Raw genomic sequence first — 16,143 nt, forward strand, 5'->3', positions numbered from 1 at the left:
ATGACCCAGACCAGAACAGCCCCTTTTATGAGCCTTCATGTTACTTATCGACATTGTCCTGTATGTAAAAGCGAATCGGTTAAGCCCGTTTTATCAGCCAAAGATCATACCGTTACACAAGAACAGTTTACCATCAGCGAATGTGCAGAATGCAGTTTTCGGTTTACATCCGATGCACCGTCGCAGGAAGTAATTCATAATTATTATAAGTCTTCAGCTTACATATCGCATACCGATACCAAGAAGGGGCTGGTTAACATGATCTACCACGTTGCCCGTTTTTTTACCATGATGTCGAAAGAGAAACTGGTGAAAAAAGCCTCAAAGCGGCAGGTTGGTATGTTGCTCGATATTGGCAGCGGCACGGGAACTTTTCTGCATACCATGGAAAAAGCCGGCTGGAGTGTAGTTGGTTTAGAGCCCGATGCAGAAGCAAGAGCATTAGCTGTAAAAAAATACAATTGCGATATCTATCCGTCGGATGAACTGTTTCGTTTGCCCGATGCTACTTACAGCGTAGTGACCATGTGGCATGTGCTGGAGCATGTTCACCAACTGGATGAGTATATTGCCCGTATAAAAGCAATACTTGCACCGCAAGGCAAATTAATTATCGCTGTTCCGAATTATACCAGTAAAGACTGTGCAATCTATGGCGCCAACTGGGCAGCCTACGATGTGCCCCGTCATCTGTATCATTTTTCACCGCAATCGATGCGTGTATTAATGCAACGGCATGGTTTGAAAGTAATTGGTACCAAACGTATGTGGCTCGACAGCTTTTACATTGCCATGTTGAGTGAAAAATACATTGGCGGAAACATCTTCAAAGCGGTATGGAATGGTTTCCGATCTAACCTCAACGCATTATTCAATAAAGAACAATGCAGTTCAGTGGTGTATATTATTGAAGCGGAGAGTTGATGCAGAAATAAGTTTTCTTAGCGGGCAATATCTACACGAAGGATTATTTTTTCTTTGCCTGACTCGATGTAAAACAGCCGAACATATTTTCCTTCGTTAATGCTGCCATCACTTTCGTAGTTTTCTTTGTAACCATACCATGCGTATCCTTGTGAGAATGGTATGCCATTAACTTTGTACGTCTCTTTTACTTTTGTTCTCCCTGCAACAAAATCAGTAACATAACCTTCAACTATTTTATATTTTTTCTCCTTGTAGAGTGAACGCAGACGTAGGTATGTTTTAAAGTTGCCTTCGGTTAAATAAACAAAAACACAAACAAAGAAAGTTATAAAGAGAAACAAGAAAACTCTATCGAAAGATTTTGGCGGAGTTGATTTGAAAAATAGTACGCCTACAATAATAAATATCAGTGGAAATGCCCACCAGTAGTTTATAGGTTGACTGGTAACTTCAAATATTGTTTCGAAGCGTTGATGCATGAATGCCTGTTTGTTTACTCTTCCGCATCCTCATCCTTCATATCGTCGGGTATTTCCAGCAGTATTTTGTCAATACGGTGCCCGTCCATATCCATAATTTCAAATGAGAATCCTTTCCAATCGAGTTTGTCGCCCGCTTGTGGAATACGTTCCAGCTCGTGTAAAATAAAGCCCGCCAGCGTATCAAATTCCTGCTCACCTTCGTTCATCCATTCGGTGCGTTCAAAACGGGAGAGGAAGTTGTAGAATGGTATTTGTGCATCTATAAGAAAACTGCCATCGTCACGCTTGATAATTTCATAATCGTCCTGGTGTGGTTCGGGTAAATCACCAACAATCGCTTCCAGGATATCGTTGAGCGTAATCATCCCCTGTACACTGCCGTATTCATCTACAATAAATGCACTGTGTATTTTGCCTTGCTTGAATTTCTCCAGCACCTGGTAGGCCGAGTTATTTTCCGGCACAAACAAAGCCGGCTTCATCAGGTCTTTAAACAAGGTAAAATCGTCTGACACATACATGTCTTTAATCGATACAAAGCCTTTAATATTGTCGAGGTCGCCATCGCATATAGGGTAGATGGAATGGGGCTGTGTAACAATCTTTTCTTTGATGGATGATTCGTTATCATTCAAATCGAACCAGATGATATCGTTCCGGTGGGTCATAAGCGAAGTAATGTTTCTGTCGCCCAAATGAAACACCCGCTCAATAATTTCCTGCTCGGCTTCTTCAATGGTGCCTTGCTCGGTTCCTTCGCTGATGATAGCTTTAATTTCTTCTTCTGTAACCTGTGTATCCGATACTGTTTTTACATTCAGTAAGCGGAAGATGAGGTTGGTGGTGCTGTTTAAAAACCAAACCAACGGACCAACCGCTTTCGCAAAAATCTTCATGGGCTTTGCAACAGCCATGGCAATTTTTTCTGCATTAATCAGCCCAATACGTTTTGGTATCAGTTCGCCCAGTATAATCGAAAGGATGGTTACAATTACAACAATGATACCTGTTGCAATTTCCTGTGCGTATTCTTTTAAAAACGAAATGCTGGCAATAAGCGGCTCCAGATCTTTCCCGAATTTTTCGCCGGAGTACACCCCCGTTAAAATAGCAATAAGGGTAATGCCAATTTGGGCGGCCGAAAGAAATACTTCCGGGTTTTCGGATAATTCAAGTGCTGTACGGGCACTGCTTTTTCCTTTGGAAGCAAAAATTTCAAGGCGGGCACGGCGTGCCGAAACCAGTGAAATTTCAGCTATAACGAACAAACTGTTTAAAAAAATCAGAACGAGTAATATAAATATCTCCATTGTAGTGAAAGGCCAAAGATACAATCCTTTATCTAAGTGCCTGTTTTATTGAAAATAGTAAAGAATTAATGAATGGTAAGTGGTTTGAATTGCCGGTTAAAAATAATGGCCGTGCGGTGACCGATAAACAAACCCAGCAAAGCACCGCCCAACACATCAAACGGAAAATGTGCACCCACATAAACCTGGGCATAACAAACAACAAAAGCCCACACAAATAAAAGCCAGATAGAACGGTTGCTGATTTGTTTCAAGGTCATAAATACAAACATGGCAATACCAAAATGATTGGCTGCATGTGATGAGACGAAGCTGAAACTGTAGCTGCAGGGTATCAGCATACGGGCTGTATCGGAAGTAAACACGTCGGCGCAAGGGCGGGGGCGTTCAATAAACGCTTTAATCACCTGTGTGCTGATCATGTCTGTAAGTGCAAATGTGGCCAGAAAAAACAATACCCACCAACCGGCTTTTTTACGAAAGTTGAGTACCATAAATGCCAGCAGGAAAAGATAAACCGGCACCCAGAAAAACTGGTTGCGGATAAACGGCATCAGCACATCAAATACAGGATTGCTCCATGTTTGGTTGATGGTGCTGAAAAGGGAACGGTCAAAGTTAAGCAGGGCTTTTACCATGATACCGTCAAATATAACAAACCACTTATGGAATAAAAGCTGTTTCCGCAGAATTCTTTCTACTTTTGGCTATTGCTTCAGGAAACTATGGGTCATCGCTTTCAATTACCACCCACTTCACGCTGGGTTTTGCAGTTATTTGTGTTCTTTATGCTGGGCTTCAGCATTATGCGGGTGCTTACGTTTTTTTCGTTTCGCCCCGATGATGTTACGTTTGCCGATGCATTACCTTCTTTTTTAATGGGGCTCCGTTTCGATCTGCGGTGGGTATCAATCGTACTTGCTCCCATCTTAATTGCGGGCAGCTTAAAACGTTTTTCGCCTTTTCAATCTTCGGCTCATCGCAAATTCTGGATTTATTACCTTGTTGTGGTAAGCAGTTTTCTCCTGTTCTTTTTTGGTGCCGATTTCGGGCATTTCGATTATGTGGAAACAAGATTAAACGCCAGTGCGCTGAATTTTATTGAAGATTTTGCCATTTCCATGCGCATGCTGTGGCAATCGTATCCGCTGTTGTGGATCTTTCTTTTACTCTCAGTTATTATTTACTTTTTATATCGGTTCTTTCATAACAGTCATGCAAAAGTGCATTCGCTGAAACATCCGTTTAAACCGTTTCGTACTGTTTGGATGATCTTGTTGTTGATTGTTGGTGTTGCCGGTTTTAATCCGGCCAAACCGTTGATGTGGAAAGATGCATTTCGGTTGGGCGATAATTTTAAAGCATACCTGGCGCTGAATCCGCTGGAGAATTTTTTCACCACACTTCGTTTTCGCAAACCGTTTGCTGATGTTGGACATGCCAAGATGCAGTTTGAAACAATGAAGCAGTTGTTACAACTGCCGGCAGAAAATCAGCTGCTCAATTTTAAACGCAACGAATCGTTTTTACAGCAACCACGTAAAATGAACGTGGTATTGGTGATCTGCGAATCGCTGAGCATGTATAAAACAAGCTTAAGCGGTAACCCGTTAAATGCAACACCTTACCTGCAACAATTATCAAACGAAGGACTGTTGTTTGAACGTTGCTTTTCGCCACATTTTGGTACAGCCCGTGGTGTGTTTGCGTTGTTAACCGGCATACCCGATGTACAACTGAGTAAGTTTTCTACCCGAAACGAAGCAGCCATCGATCAGCATACAATCATCAATGCATTTGCTGATCATGAAAAATTCTATTTCATTGGTGGTAACAGTGAGTTCAACAATTTTAAAGGGTTGTTGGTGAAAAATGTAGATGGTCTGCATTTGTTTGAAGAAGGCATGTACAAAAGCCCCAAGTTTAATGTGTGGGGCATCAGCGATAATAATTTATTCAAAGAGGCGAATGCGGTGTTGTCGCAGCAGGAAAAACCGTTCTTCTCTATTATACAAACTGCGGATAATCACCGACCTTTTGTGTTGCCGGTAGAAGACAGTGCAGCGGTTGGAACAATGGCTGTTTCGGAAGAAGAATTAAAAAAATACGGATTTGATTCACAGGGCGAACTGCAGGTGTTGCGTTATACCGATTACAGTATTCAGCAGTTTGTGGAAGCAGCGAAGCAACAACCCTGGTTTCAAAATACGTTGTTTGTGTTTGTAGGCGATCATGGTGTAAAAGGGAATGCAAAAGCATTGTATCCTGATGCATGGACCAGTGAACGCTTAACCGATGAACATATTCCGTTGCTGTTTTATGCACCTGGTTTTATTAAGCCCGAAAAAAGAAAAGAAGCCGTTAGCCAGATTGATGTGTTGCCAACCATTGCAGGCTTGCTCAATCAGCCCTATACCAATACCACCATCGGTCGTGATCTGTTACGGAAGCAAGGCGCTAAAGATTTTGCGTTTATCATTCATCACGATGAAGGAAAGATCGGGCTGGTGAATAATGATTTCTATTACATCTTAAACATGAATCTGCAAAAAGATACGCTTGTGCCGGTTCGGTTTAATACACCTGTACTTCCTGCTGCCAAATACGAAAGCATTAAGAAACAACTGGCAACAGAAACCATTGCATTATTCGAAAGTTCACGCTGGATGTTGCTGAATAATAAGAAGTAACTTTGGTCGGTACGGCCCTTAGGCCGTCAGACCATTTCATAAATTAAAATATTTTTTTGACAACCTCCTCGCTTACGGGGTTGTTGCTTCTGTAAAGAAATTCCTTTCCTTCTAATCCGGTTAGCTGCAGAGCTAAAGAAGTATTTGGAATTGTGCCCTTGCGTATTCCTGCAAAGTCTCTGAACGAAGAGTATTCCCAATCTGATAACTCATTTGCTAATCCTGCATTTACTGGATTTTGATGTATGTAATTAAAGACGTTTAATAATTGGTCATCAGATTCGTCTATGAGCTTTGCCTGCGCCTTTTGCTTAAAAAGAGAGCCGGTTTCGTTACGTTCAACATTAATAATTTGAGCGAAACTGCTTTGTAGCATTCTGAATCCATTTGATAGTTCCGTGCTTACGATGTTGCCTACTTTTTTTAGGCGCTATACTCTTTATATTAGTCTGAATAAGAAAGTGATAATGATTAGGCATTAAACAATATGCCAAAACAGTACAGTTGCCAGAAATATATCTTCGAACAAGCACTAAAAAGCGCAAATAATGTTCATGCTTAAAGAAGACAGATTGTTTCCTGTTGCCTTGGTTGTAAACATGATAAATACGGTTAGCTTCGAGATGCATTCTTAAAGCTACTTATTTTTGGTCTGACGGCCTAAGGGCCGTACCGACCAGCGTACATCACTTCACTTTCTTTGCCACAATAATCAACCGTTGCGAATTGTTTACATGGTAAGGCTCAAAGTTGTAGCTGCCGTACACATCCTGAATTTGCAGATTGTGAAAGGCAAACATATCATTAAAATCGCCGAGTGAAAACTTGGCTACCTTTTCGGTAAACTCCAAGGGCTCTTCCAGATTTGCTTCGTCTTCTACTTCAATCTTTTTATAAAAATGTGTTTCGTCGAGCCAGCGTGTAATGTTAAACGTAACACCGTCTTTTACTACTTCGCTTTTGTATTGTAAATGATTTTCGATGTAATGAGCATTCAGGTAATCAATCACAAAAAGCCCGCCTGTTTTTAACGATTGCGCAATGGTGCGGATGGCATTATCGTGCTCACGACGGGTACGGAAAAATCCAAAGCTGGTAAAGAAGTTAAAGGCATAGTCGTAATAATTCATGCGAAACGGCAAACGCATATCATGCACAAAAAACTCCAGCTGATCTGTTTCACTTTGTTTGGCTTCAGCGATGCTGTCTTCGCTGATGTCGATACCCGTTACTTCATATCCTTTTGCTGCCAGCTGGATACTGTGGCGGCCACGTCCGCAACCAACATCAAGCATGCGACTGGAAGCAGGCGGATTTAATTTCTCTACCAAACGATCAATAAAAGCAGCAGCTTCCTGTTCATCACGCTGGAAATAGAGTTGATGGTAGTAAGGTGAATTAAACCAGCTGCGGTACCATGCTTTTTTATTGGTTGGTGCTGCTTCCATGTTCATTTTAAATTGAAAAGCTTTCAGGTGTTTCCCGGTTAAAATTTTTATGTTGAGAAATAGCCTTGTTTATTTCTTTGATGTCCATACTGCATTCAATTCTTCTGCAGTTAGTACACCTTTGTAACGCCACACTTCGGTACCGTTCTTCAGCAGAATAAACGTAGGAAGACCGTCTACATTCAAGGTCTTCATTAAGTCGGTATGTACACCGCCATCAATTTTAAAAAACGAAATGGCTTTGTTGGCTGCTAAGAAATTGTTGACGATAGGCTCCATTTTACGGCAGGGCGGGCACCATTCAGCACCAAAATCAACCAGTACATATTCTTTGCCTGCAATCTGCTGCTGATAGTCGGCCATCGTCATTTGTTTTTCGTTCGATGCACCTTCAACTGGTTTGTCGCTGCGTTTCCAGGCATTGATGCCACCTTTTAATTCAACCACTTTGTAACCTTCACTACGCAGTTTTTCTGCAGCAGCATGGCTTCGGCCACCACTTAAGCAGTAGATATAAACGGTTTTTTCTTTATCTAACGAAGCAGTGCGTTCGGTAAATTCTTTCTGATCGTTCCAGTTTGCCTGCAACGAACCTTTTAAATGACCCGAACGGAATTCACCCGCCGTACGTACATCCAGCAATTGGATATTTGCCTGAGTTAATCCTTTTTCAAACTCGTCTGCTGATACTTCTTTCGCTCCCTGTGCACCACTGTTGCAAGCTGCCAGCAACACAAACAGGCTCATCATTAAAAAACGCATATACTTTTTTTTGCAAAGCTACCACCAAAACCTTGTTTGCCAATCATCAAAAGATGGGTTGTAGAAAAAACACCAACTTGTATCTTGCTTATATTCGAATTACAAACCAAGCGCATGAGAAAAATTATCATTCTGTTTTTGTTTGCCTGCTCCGTACAGGTAAACGCACAACAACTTTCGTATTATTTACCGGCAAATGTTACGTATAACAGTTCGGTACCAACACCGAAATCGGTTGTTGGACATGAGGTAGGTGAGTGGCATATTACCCACGACCGGCTTGTTTCATATATGAAAACGGTTGATGCGGCGAGCGACAGGGTAACATTAACCGTTACCGGCACTACGCATGAAGGACGGCAACAACTGGCTTTGTTCATTACATCTCCCGCCAATCACGCAAAACTCGAAACCATACGTCAGCAGCATTTGCAATTGAGCGATCCTGCAAAAAGCACTTCTTTAAATACAGCCGATATGCCTGCTGTGGTTTGGATCGGCTGCAGCATTCATGGCAACGAACCAAGCGGAGCAAACATGAGTCTGTTGCTCATTTATCATTTAGCAGCAGCTCAGGGCAAAGCCATTGATGAACTGTTGGAAAACACGGTGATTATTCTCGATCCTTCTTTTAATCCTGATGGTTTAAACCGTTTTGCCAACTGGGTTAACATGCACAAGAGTGCTACGTTAGTAAGCGATCCCAACACAAGAGAATACAATGAAGTATGGCCGGGCGGAAGAACCAACCATTACTGGTTTGATTTAAACCGTGACTGGTTACCGGCACAGCAACCCGAAAGCCAGAACCGTTTGAAAATTTTTCACGACTGGCGCCCGAATATCTTAACCGATCATCATGAAATGGGCAGTAACTCCACCTTCTTTTTTCAGCCGGGTGTGCCCAGCCGTGTTAACCCGAATACGCCCAAGAAAAATCAACAGTTAACAGGTGCTATCGGTAACTACCATGCGAAATATTTAGACAGCATCGGCTCCTTGTATTTTACCAAAGAAGGCTATGATGATTTTTATTATGGTAAAGGATCAACTTTCCCCGATATACATGGCAGCATTGGTATTTTGTTTGAACAGGCGAGCAGCCGTGGTCATGTGCAGCAGACAGAAAATGGTTTGCTCACGTTTGGGTTTACTATCCGCAATCAGTTTGTGACAGCACTTTCAACGTTAGAAGCAGCACGCAACATGCGCAAAGAATTGCTCGACTATCAACGCCAGTTTTACCAGGATGTAAAAACAGAAGCGGCTGCTTTTGCAGTAAAGGGGTATGTATTTGGTGATGCCTACGATCAAAGCCGCAATGCACTGTTTTTAGAAATGATGAAGCGTCATAAGATTGAGATCTACGAAAACAAACAGGCACTTGAAGCCGATGGAAAAAGTTTCAAGCCCGGCAGTTCATGGATTGTACCCACCAATCAAAGTCAGTTCAAGTTGGTAAAAACGATTTTCGAAAAAACATTGAATTACGAAGACAGTCTGTTTTACGATATTACCAGCTGGACCTTTCCTTTAGCCATGGGTTTGCCTTCGGCAGAATTAAAAACATTGCCGGCTTTGGGTAACAGTGTAGATGAAGTAAAGAAACCAACCGGTTCAATTATCGGCGGCAGCAGTAAGTATGCCTATGCATTTGAGTGGGATGATTTTTATGCACCGAAGCTGTTGTATGCATTGCAGTCGAGAGGCCTCATTACAAAAGTGGCATCGCAGCAATTTGAATCCATCACGTCAACAGGCAATAAAAAATTCACCTTCGGTACCATTGTTATTCCGGTTGCGATTCAATCAAAAACTGCAGCAGATGTACAAAAGATTGTTGAAGCAGCTGTTGCAGCTACAGGTGTTCAGGTATATGCTTTGAACAACGGTTTATCGGTAAGTGGAATTGATCTGGGCAGTAACAGTTTGGTGAACACCCGCACACCACGTATCCTCATGTTGGGTGGAGCAGGTACCAGCAGTAACGATGCAGGGGAGATCTGGCATATGCTCGATCAACGCATGAACATTCCTTCTTCTTTAATTGAACTCGATCGTTTTGGCTCGGCAAACATCAATAACTACAACATTATTGTGATGCCAGAAGGTTCGTACGGCAATATGGAAAAAGCAGAGCAGGATAAACTCCGTGCATGGATCAGCAACGGTGGTACAGTGCTGGCGTTTGAAGGTGCAGGACGTTTTCTTGCATCAGCTGGAATTACACGAACCATTTACCGCAGTGCCGATGGTAAAACCGATACTACACTGATGCTGCCGTACAACATGCGCAGCGATGAAGTGCGTGCACGTGAAATGCCCGGTTCTATTTTTGAAGCCCGTATCGATAATACGCACCCGTTGTGTTATGGTTACCGTTCAAAAACAATGAGCATTTTCAAAGCAAATACCTTGTTCATGGATCAGAATAACAACCCGTACGATTCGCCGGTATTGTTATCTGATAATCCATTGCAAAGCGGTTACCTGCATAAAAGTTATGTAGATAAAGTAAAAGGAACTGCAGTGGTGAATATTGAAAATATCGGCCGTGGTAAAGTAATTACCTATAGCGATAATATGAACTTCCGGGCTTTCTGGTTTGGCACAAGCAAATTGTTTTTAAACGCTTTATTCTTTTAACAAAGTTTCAAGATGCCGGTTGCCGGGTGCTTACCGGTAACCGGCATTTTTCTTTACTTTTGCCGCTTCCATGATTAACAGTTTCGTTTCCTTTATACATGCAGCTATAGATTGGTTTTATCCGCCTTTCAAAAAGCTGATGCCTTTGCAAACCTTTCGTTATGCCGCTTGCGGTGGCGGTAATACCTTGCTGGATATTTTACTGTTTTACATCAGCTATAATTTTATTCTGCACAAGGAAATGGTAAATACACCGGTAATGACGTTGAGCCCGCACATCGCCGCTTTCTTAATGTCATTCATCGTTACATTCCCCGTTGGTTTCTTTCTAAGTCGTTACGTAGTTTTTGAAGGTAGTGCTGTACGTAAACGGGAGCAATTGCCGAAATACATGGTGGTGGTGCTGGGTGCCATTCTGCTCAACTATTTCTTTCTGAAAGTATTTGTTGAAACCTTTCACATGTACGCTACGCTGGCGAAAATCTGCACCACTTTCTTTGTGGTGGCCTTCAGTTATTTTTCGCAAAAATATTTTACGTTTAAAGTGAGCTAAAGCTCCTTTACTTTTCAGTCTGCGCCTGTTTATTCCTGTTTTAAAAGCAGGACAGTGTAGTATCGGTTTTCACATCGTTCTTATTACCTTACATTTGTCGCAAACGATTTCTAAACGATAGCTATATGAGTGTAAACCGAAAAGTACTTACGCTGGATGAGTTCACCATTCAGCAGTTACGCAATTTTCCACAGGCTACAGGTGAACTGAGTAGTCTGCTCCGGGATCTTGGTCTTGCAGCCAAACGGGTGAATGTGGAAGTAAACAAAGCCGGATTGGTAGATATTCTTGGTGATGCCGGCAGTGTAAATGTGCAGGGCGAAGATGTAAAGAAGCTCGACATTTTTGCCAACAATCAATTCATGAAAGTATTGCAGCACGGCATCAGCTGTGCAGGTATTGCCAGCGAAGAGCTGGATGATATTGTGGTGTTTGATGATGAAATCAGCAACAATGCCAAGTATGTGGTAATGTTCGATCCGCTGGATGGCAGTGGGAATATTGATGTAAACATTTCCATCGGCACCATTTTTAGTGTGTACCGTCGTGTAAGCGAAAGAGGAAAGCCTTGTACCAAAGAAGATTTTCTGCAAACCGGCCGTAATCAGGTCGCTGCGGGTTATATGGTTTATGGCAGCAGTACCATGATGGTGTATGCAACCCGCAGAGGTGTGAACGGTTTTACACTTGATCCTTCCATTGGTGAATTCTGTTTAAGCCATCCCGATATTCAATGTCCGCCCGATGGCAATATCTATTCGGTGAATCATGGTAATTTTTTCCGTTACGATAAAGGCGTGCAGGAATACATTAATGCCTGTCAGAAAAAAGACAAATCAAACGGCGGTCCTTATACGCAACGCTATATCGGCAGCATGGTGGCCGATGTGCACCGCAGCTTAATTAAAGGTGGCATCTTCATGTATCCCGGAACAGTTGACCGTCCGAACGGAAAGCTCCGTTTAAACTACGAGTGTAATCCGTTTGCATTTATCATGGAAGTAGCAGGGGGCAGAGCAACCAATGGTATTATTCCTATCATTGATGTGCAGCCTACCGAACTGCACCAACGAATGCCCATGTTTATCGGCAGTAAAAATATGATGGATGAACTGGATACTTATTTGGCAAAACATGCATCATAATCTGTTCCGTTCAATTTACCTTCGCACACAGCATGAAAAAAATAATTGAAGTAAAGAACCTCGTAAAAAACTACGGCAACTTCCAGGCGGTAAAAGGCATCAGTTTCGATGTGTACGAAGGGGAGATTTTTGGTTTGCTGGGGCCCAACGGTGCCGGTAAATCAACTTCGCTGGAGATTATTGAAACACTGCGGGAAAAAACAAGCGGCGAAGTGCTGGTAAACGGCTTTAACCTTGATACACAGGCCAACGATATTAAACAGATCATCGGGGTACAATTGCAGACTTCGGGTTATTACCCCGGGCTTAATCTTACAGAACTCATTCACCTCTTCAGTGGTTTGTATAACCGTAAGGTAGATGCCATGGAGTTACTGAAAACGGTGAACCTTGAAGAAAAAGCAAAGGCAAAATTTAAGGAGTTGAGCGGCGGACAGAAACAACGTTTCTCCGTAGCGACAACCCTTATTAACGAACCGAAGATTGTTTTTTTAGATGAGCCAACGACGGGCCTCGATCCGCAGGCAAGGCGTAACTTATGGGAGCTGGTAAAGAACATTCAGGCTCGTGGTACCACTGTTATAATTACCACGCATTACATGGATGAAGCCGAATATCTTTGCGACCGTGTAGCCATCATCGACAGTGGAAACATTGTGGCGTTGGATACACCGGGCAAGCTCATCGATCAGTTGCTGGCCACCGGTTTCGAACGGCCCAAGCAAATGAAAGCAGCCAACCTGGAAGATGTTTTTATTTCATTAACCGGCCATGCATTGCGTGGCGAATAAATTTTAATTTTCAAATCACATGCGTATTTTCTCTCTCGTTACTGCCGGTTTACTCGCAGCAACAGTAACAACAGCACAAAACACAAAACCTGCTGTTAAGAAGCCTGCCGTAAAAACAACAACAACTAAAACAACTGTAAAACCTGCGACCCCCAAACCATTGTTACGAAATGGTGTGGATAGTTTAAGTTATGCTATTGGGTTAAACATTGGCGGTAATATGAAAGCTCAGGGCATTGAAACGCTTAATTACATTGCTTTGAATAAAGGTATGGCCGATGCCATGAAAGAAAATGCAACCCCCTTAATGGATGATAATATGGCAAACATGACGATACAACAAAAATTACAGGAGTACATGGCCAAGAAAAATGGCGCTGTAAAAGAAGAAGGCAGAAAATTTCTTGCTGAAAATAAAAAGCAGGCCGGTGTGGTTGAATTACCAAGCGGTGTGCAATACAAAATCATTACACAAGGCACTGGTCCCAAACCATTGTTAGAAGATACCATCAAATTTCATTACAAAGGAACAAGACTTGATGGTTTTGTTTTTGATGAATCGTACAAACGTGGTGAGCCTGTCACTTATCCGTTAAACCAGCTGATTGAAGGTTGGAAGCAAACAGTCGTATTGATGCCTGCCGGCAGTAAATGGCAACTGTTCATCCCCAGCGATTATGGTTATGGCGATCGTGGTGCCGGTGGCGATATTCCCGGCGGTGCTACACTCATCTTTGAATTGGAATTGCTGGAAGTGATTCCGGTGAAGAAATAAGCAACAGTTGATGGTTCATAGTTCATAGCTGATGGTAAAGCATTGGTTTGACTATGAACCATCAACCATTAACTATCAACTATTATGGACTTACGTTATCCCATCGGACAATATGAGCCTGCTCCTTACAGCGATGCTTTAAGAGCAGAGCGTTTAGCTGATATTCAATTCTTACCCGGCTTACTCGAAAAAGCCATTGAGAATTTAGATGAAGCACAACTGAACACGCCTTACCGTGATGGTGGCTGGACGGTGAAGCAGGTGGTGCATCATGTAAGCGATAGTCATTTAAATGCATTGAGCCGTTTAAAGTTTACGCTTACAGAAGAGAATCCAACCGTAATGGGGTATGATGAAGAAGCCTGGGCAAAAACGGCAGAATACACACAACTGCCCATTAATATTTCGCTCACAATGATCCATACCATTCATGCCAAACTGCATTGCCTTTTCTCCAATGTAACTGCAGAAGAATGGAAGCGGACTTATATTCACTCGCAATCAAAAAAACAATTCGATCTCTGGTTCTTGCTGGGCATGTATGCTTGGCATGGCAAACATCATGCAGCACACATCACTGCATTAAGAGAACGGATGGGATGGTAAAAAAAGTTCATGGTTCATGGCAGATGGTTCATAGTCTGAGCCAGGATTTACAATGAACTATGAACAATTAACAATGAACTAAGCATGAACTGGAAAACCCTCGCTTCAAAATATCTTTTTACTGATAACTGGCTCACGCTGCGTGTAGATAAATGCCAACGGCCCGATGGTAAAATTGTGGAGCCGTATTATGTGTACGAATTCCCGGATTGGGTTACGGCTGTTGCACTTACTACCGATCAACAGATTATTTTGGTGAGACAGTACCGTCATGCGCTAGGACAAACCATTCTGGAAATTCCCGGTGGTTGTGTAGATAAAACAGATGCGGATTACGAAGCAGCCTGTGCCCGTGAGTTATTAGAAGAAACCGGTTACCAGTTTGAGCAAATTGAATTTCTCTGCAATACATCTGCCAACCCCTCTACCAATAATAACCTGATGCATGTGTACCTGGCAACAGGTGGTGTAAAGGTGAAGGAACAACAACTCGACGAAGCAGAAGATATTGAAGTGTTACTTTGTTCTATTGATGAGGTAAAACAACTGCTGCGTGACAACAAACTCATCCAGAGTATGCATGTAACGGCATTGATGTATGCGTTGGAGAAAATAGGAGAGTTGAAGTATTAACCTGTCGTCTGACGTCCTCGTCTGACGATTTTGAACACGCAGAGATTTATTATCCGTCAGACGTGGGCGTCAGACGGAATAAACAACTTCACCCACCAAAAACACACTGCCACACACTAATACCAAATCATCTTTGTGTGCATGTTGTAAGGCGTTTGCAATCGCTGCATTTACGTTTTCAAAACAATTTCCGTTCAATTGAAATGCTGAGGCTTTTTGTTGCAGATCGGTTTCGGCTAAGGCTCTTGGTATATGTGCCTTGGTGAAATAATAATGCGCTTCCTTCGGCAGTAATGCCAATACTTTTTCTACTTCTTTATCCTTCACCATACCGATGATGATATGCAGTTGCTGATAGGTGCTTTCTGCAAGCTGGGCAACAATTTGTTTCATGCCGTCTTCATTATGCCCCACATCCAGCACCAGTGTTGGATTGCTTTGCAACACTTCCCAACGTCCATGTAAACCATTGATCTGTTTGGTAGCTGCCAATGCCGTTTGCAAATGCTCTTCTGATATTGCCAAGTTTTGCTGTTGCAATTGCCGAACCGCAGCCAACACAGTAACTATATTCTTTGTTTGATAAATACCCGGCAGATCGAGCGTGTACGGCAATACATCGTTTGTTGCTGTTTCTTGCATAGCAACATGTAGCTTATGATCAATTGTTTCTTTTTGGATAACAGTAAATTGATCATACGCAAAATACAAAGGCGCCTGCATTGCTTGTGCTTTTGCTTCAAACACCGGCTTTGTTTCTTCAACTGTTTCGCCCACAACAACCGGAATATGTTGTTTGATGATACCTGCTTTTTCACCTGCAATTTTTTCCAGTGTATCGCCCAACAGGTTCATATGATCCCAACCGATATTGGTAATGACGGATAGCACGGGTGTAATAATGTTGGTACTGTCTAACCGTCCGCCTAAGCCTGTTTCAATCACAGCAATATCTACTTGCTCTTTCGCAAAATATTCAAAGGCCATGGCCACGGTTATTTCAAAGAAAGAAGGTTCAATTAAATCGATCTGTGGTTGAATGCGTTTGGTAAAATCAATCACATATTCTTCGCTGATCATTTCGCCGTTGATCTTGATCCGTTCACGAAAATCGTGCAGGTGCGGAGAGGTGTATAATCCAACTTTGTAACCGGCGGTTTGTAAAATAGCCGCCAGCATATGACTTACCGAACCTTTTCCATTTGTACCGGCAATATGAATGCTTTTGAACTGCTTTTGCGGATTATTTAATGCATCGCATAATGCAATTGTATTGTGCAGATCTTTTTTGATTGCAGCAGCACCAATACGGCTGAACATGGGAAGCCGGGTAAAGAGATAATTGATCGTCTCCTGGTAAGTCATGCTGCAAAGA

The 16,143-nt window shown here is 42.4% G+C and carries 17 protein-coding genes; 9 read left to right on the forward strand and 8 right to left on the reverse strand.

The features are described 5' to 3' along the window. Positions 1-27 precede the first annotated feature (27 nt). A complete protein-coding gene (locus IQ13_RS02195; protein ID WP_144884056.1) occupies positions 28-924 on the forward strand; it encodes a class I SAM-dependent methyltransferase in 897 nt (298 codons plus the stop codon). A 17-nt stretch (positions 925-941) separates the two neighbouring features. Here IQ13_RS02195 and IQ13_RS02200 read toward each other — a convergent pair whose 3' ends face one another. The 3 genes from IQ13_RS02200 to IQ13_RS02210 all read right to left on the reverse strand — a co-directional run bounded on the left by IQ13_RS02200 (position 942) and on the right by IQ13_RS02210 (position 3,357). Next, positions 942-1,406: a hypothetical protein gene (locus IQ13_RS02200; RefSeq protein WP_144884058.1), complete on the reverse strand. Its 465-nt coding sequence runs from the start codon at positions 1,404-1,406 to the stop codon at positions 942-944. A gap of 14 nt (positions 1,407-1,420) precedes the next feature. After that, positions 1,421-2,719 carry a hemolysin family protein gene (locus tag IQ13_RS02205; RefSeq protein ID WP_144884060.1) on the reverse strand — a complete coding sequence of 433 codons (1,299 nt, stop codon included), beginning with the start codon at positions 2,717-2,719 and terminating at the stop codon, positions 1,421-1,423. A 65-nt stretch (positions 2,720-2,784) separates the two neighbouring features. After that, complete coding sequence (locus IQ13_RS02210) at positions 2,785-3,357, reverse strand: phosphatase PAP2 family protein (RefSeq protein ID WP_144884062.1); 573 nt, start codon at positions 3,355-3,357, stop codon at positions 2,785-2,787. A gap of 87 nt (positions 3,358-3,444) precedes the next feature. On the opposite strand from IQ13_RS02210, the gene IQ13_RS02215 reads away from it, so the two are divergent. Further along, on the forward strand, positions 3,445-5,409 hold the full coding sequence (locus tag IQ13_RS02215; protein WP_144884064.1) for an LTA synthase family protein: 1,965 nt from the start codon (positions 3,445-3,447) through the stop codon (positions 5,407-5,409). Positions 5,410-5,452: 43 nt separating this feature from the next. On the opposite strand, the gene IQ13_RS02220 is transcribed toward IQ13_RS02215, so the two are convergent. The 4 genes from IQ13_RS02220 to IQ13_RS02235 form a co-directional block, all read right to left on the reverse strand. Beyond that, the gene (locus IQ13_RS02220; RefSeq protein ID WP_144884066.1) at positions 5,453-5,785 is read right to left on the reverse strand and encodes a hypothetical protein; all 333 of its coding nucleotides are present in this window, start codon (positions 5,783-5,785) and stop codon (positions 5,453-5,455) included. Beyond that, the gene (locus tag IQ13_RS21685; RefSeq protein ID WP_144884068.1) at positions 5,754-6,038 is read right to left on the reverse strand and encodes a transposase; all 285 of its coding nucleotides are present in this window, start codon (positions 6,036-6,038) and stop codon (positions 5,754-5,756) included. The genes IQ13_RS02220 and IQ13_RS21685 overlap by 32 nt, the downstream gene beginning before the upstream one ends. A gap of 57 nt (positions 6,039-6,095) precedes the next feature. Then, the gene (locus IQ13_RS02230; RefSeq protein WP_144884070.1) at positions 6,096-6,857 is read right to left on the reverse strand and encodes a class I SAM-dependent methyltransferase; all 762 of its coding nucleotides are present in this window, start codon (positions 6,855-6,857) and stop codon (positions 6,096-6,098) included. 69 nt (positions 6,858-6,926) lie between these two features. Then, positions 6,927-7,619, reverse strand: coding sequence for a rhodanese-like domain-containing protein (locus tag IQ13_RS02235; protein ID WP_144884072.1), 693 nt, complete (start codon positions 7,617-7,619; stop codon positions 6,927-6,929). 114 nt (positions 7,620-7,733) lie between these two features. Between IQ13_RS02235 and IQ13_RS02240 the strand changes: the two genes are divergently transcribed. From IQ13_RS02240 to IQ13_RS02270, 7 genes are all read left to right on the forward strand, one after another. After that, the gene (locus tag IQ13_RS02240) at positions 7,734-10,265 is read left to right on the forward strand and encodes a M14 family metallopeptidase (RefSeq protein ID WP_144884074.1); all 2,532 of its coding nucleotides are present in this window, start codon (positions 7,734-7,736) and stop codon (positions 10,263-10,265) included. Positions 10,266-10,335: 70 nt separating this feature from the next. Beyond that, the gene (locus IQ13_RS02245) at positions 10,336-10,818 is read left to right on the forward strand and encodes a GtrA family protein (protein WP_144884076.1); all 483 of its coding nucleotides are present in this window, start codon (positions 10,336-10,338) and stop codon (positions 10,816-10,818) included. A gap of 125 nt (positions 10,819-10,943) precedes the next feature. Further along, positions 10,944-11,963 carry a class 1 fructose-bisphosphatase gene (fbp, locus tag IQ13_RS02250; RefSeq protein WP_144884078.1) on the forward strand — a complete coding sequence of 340 codons (1,020 nt, stop codon included), beginning with the start codon at positions 10,944-10,946 and terminating at the stop codon, positions 11,961-11,963. A gap of 32 nt (positions 11,964-11,995) precedes the next feature. After that, entirely contained in the window at positions 11,996-12,754 is a 759-nt protein-coding gene (locus IQ13_RS02255; RefSeq protein ID WP_144884080.1) for an ABC transporter ATP-binding protein, read from the forward strand. A 19-nt stretch (positions 12,755-12,773) separates the two neighbouring features. Further along, positions 12,774-13,529: an FKBP-type peptidyl-prolyl cis-trans isomerase gene (locus IQ13_RS02260; protein WP_144884082.1), complete on the forward strand. Its 756-nt coding sequence runs from the start codon at positions 12,774-12,776 to the stop codon at positions 13,527-13,529. Between the two features lie 84 nt (positions 13,530-13,613). Further along, positions 13,614-14,135 (forward strand): YfiT family bacillithiol transferase, encoded by a 522-nt coding sequence (locus tag IQ13_RS02265; RefSeq protein ID WP_144884084.1) that lies wholly within the window; start codon positions 13,614-13,616, stop codon positions 14,133-14,135. Between the two features lie 84 nt (positions 14,136-14,219). After that, on the forward strand, positions 14,220-14,768 hold the full coding sequence (locus IQ13_RS02270) for an NUDIX hydrolase (RefSeq protein WP_144884086.1): 549 nt from the start codon (positions 14,220-14,222) through the stop codon (positions 14,766-14,768). A 69-nt stretch (positions 14,769-14,837) separates the two neighbouring features. Here IQ13_RS02270 and IQ13_RS02275 read toward each other — a convergent pair whose 3' ends face one another. Continuing rightward, positions 14,838-16,133 (reverse strand): bifunctional folylpolyglutamate synthase/dihydrofolate synthase, encoded by a 1,296-nt coding sequence (locus IQ13_RS02275; RefSeq protein WP_144884088.1) that lies wholly within the window; start codon positions 16,131-16,133, stop codon positions 14,838-14,840. Positions 16,134-16,143 lie beyond the last annotated feature (10 nt).

The organism is Lacibacter cauensis (genome assembly GCF_007830055.1).
Classification (GTDB): Bacteria; Bacteroidota; Bacteroidia; order Chitinophagales; family Chitinophagaceae; genus Lacibacter; species Lacibacter cauensis.

Coding starts and splice junctions, on each gene's coding strand:
- IQ13_RS02220 (WP_144884066.1), bottom strand. CDS start 5,785: ATGCTACAAAGCAGTTTCGCTCAAATTATTAATGTTGAACGTAACGAA.
- IQ13_RS02275 (WP_144884088.1), bottom strand. CDS start 16,133: ATGACTTACCAGGAGACGATCAATTATCTCTTTACCCGGCTTCCCATG.
- IQ13_RS02200 (WP_144884058.1), bottom strand. CDS start 1,406: ATGCATCAACGCTTCGAAACAATATTTGAAGTTACCAGTCAACCTATA.
- IQ13_RS02235 (WP_144884072.1), bottom strand. CDS start 7,619: ATGCGTTTTTTAATGATGAGCCTGTTTGTGTTGCTGGCAGCTTGCAAC.
- IQ13_RS02230 (WP_144884070.1), bottom strand. CDS start 6,857: ATGGAAGCAGCACCAACCAATAAAAAAGCATGGTACCGCAGCTGGTTT.
- IQ13_RS02265 (WP_144884084.1), top strand. CDS start 13,614: ATGGACTTACGTTATCCCATCGGACAATATGAGCCTGCTCCTTACAGC.
- IQ13_RS02195 (WP_144884056.1), top strand. CDS start 28: ATGAGCCTTCATGTTACTTATCGACATTGTCCTGTATGTAAAAGCGAA.
- IQ13_RS02240 (WP_144884074.1), top strand. CDS start 7,734: ATGAGAAAAATTATCATTCTGTTTTTGTTTGCCTGCTCCGTACAGGTA.
- IQ13_RS02270 (WP_144884086.1), top strand. CDS start 14,220: ATGAACTGGAAAACCCTCGCTTCAAAATATCTTTTTACTGATAACTGG.
- IQ13_RS02210 (WP_144884062.1), bottom strand. CDS start 3,357: ATGGTAAAAGCCCTGCTTAACTTTGACCGTTCCCTTTTCAGCACCATC.
- IQ13_RS21685 (WP_144884068.1), bottom strand. CDS start 6,038: ATGCATCTCGAAGCTAACCGTATTTATCATGTTTACAACCAAGGCAAC.
- fbp (WP_144884078.1), top strand. CDS start 10,944: ATGAGTGTAAACCGAAAAGTACTTACGCTGGATGAGTTCACCATTCAG.
- IQ13_RS02215 (WP_144884064.1), top strand. CDS start 3,445: ATGGGTCATCGCTTTCAATTACCACCCACTTCACGCTGGGTTTTGCAG.
- IQ13_RS02245 (WP_144884076.1), top strand. CDS start 10,336: ATGATTAACAGTTTCGTTTCCTTTATACATGCAGCTATAGATTGGTTT.
- IQ13_RS02205 (WP_144884060.1), bottom strand. CDS start 2,719: ATGGAGATATTTATATTACTCGTTCTGATTTTTTTAAACAGTTTGTTC.
- IQ13_RS02255 (WP_144884080.1), top strand. CDS start 11,996: ATGAAAAAAATAATTGAAGTAAAGAACCTCGTAAAAAACTACGGCAAC.
- IQ13_RS02260 (WP_144884082.1), top strand. CDS start 12,774: ATGCGTATTTTCTCTCTCGTTACTGCCGGTTTACTCGCAGCAACAGTA.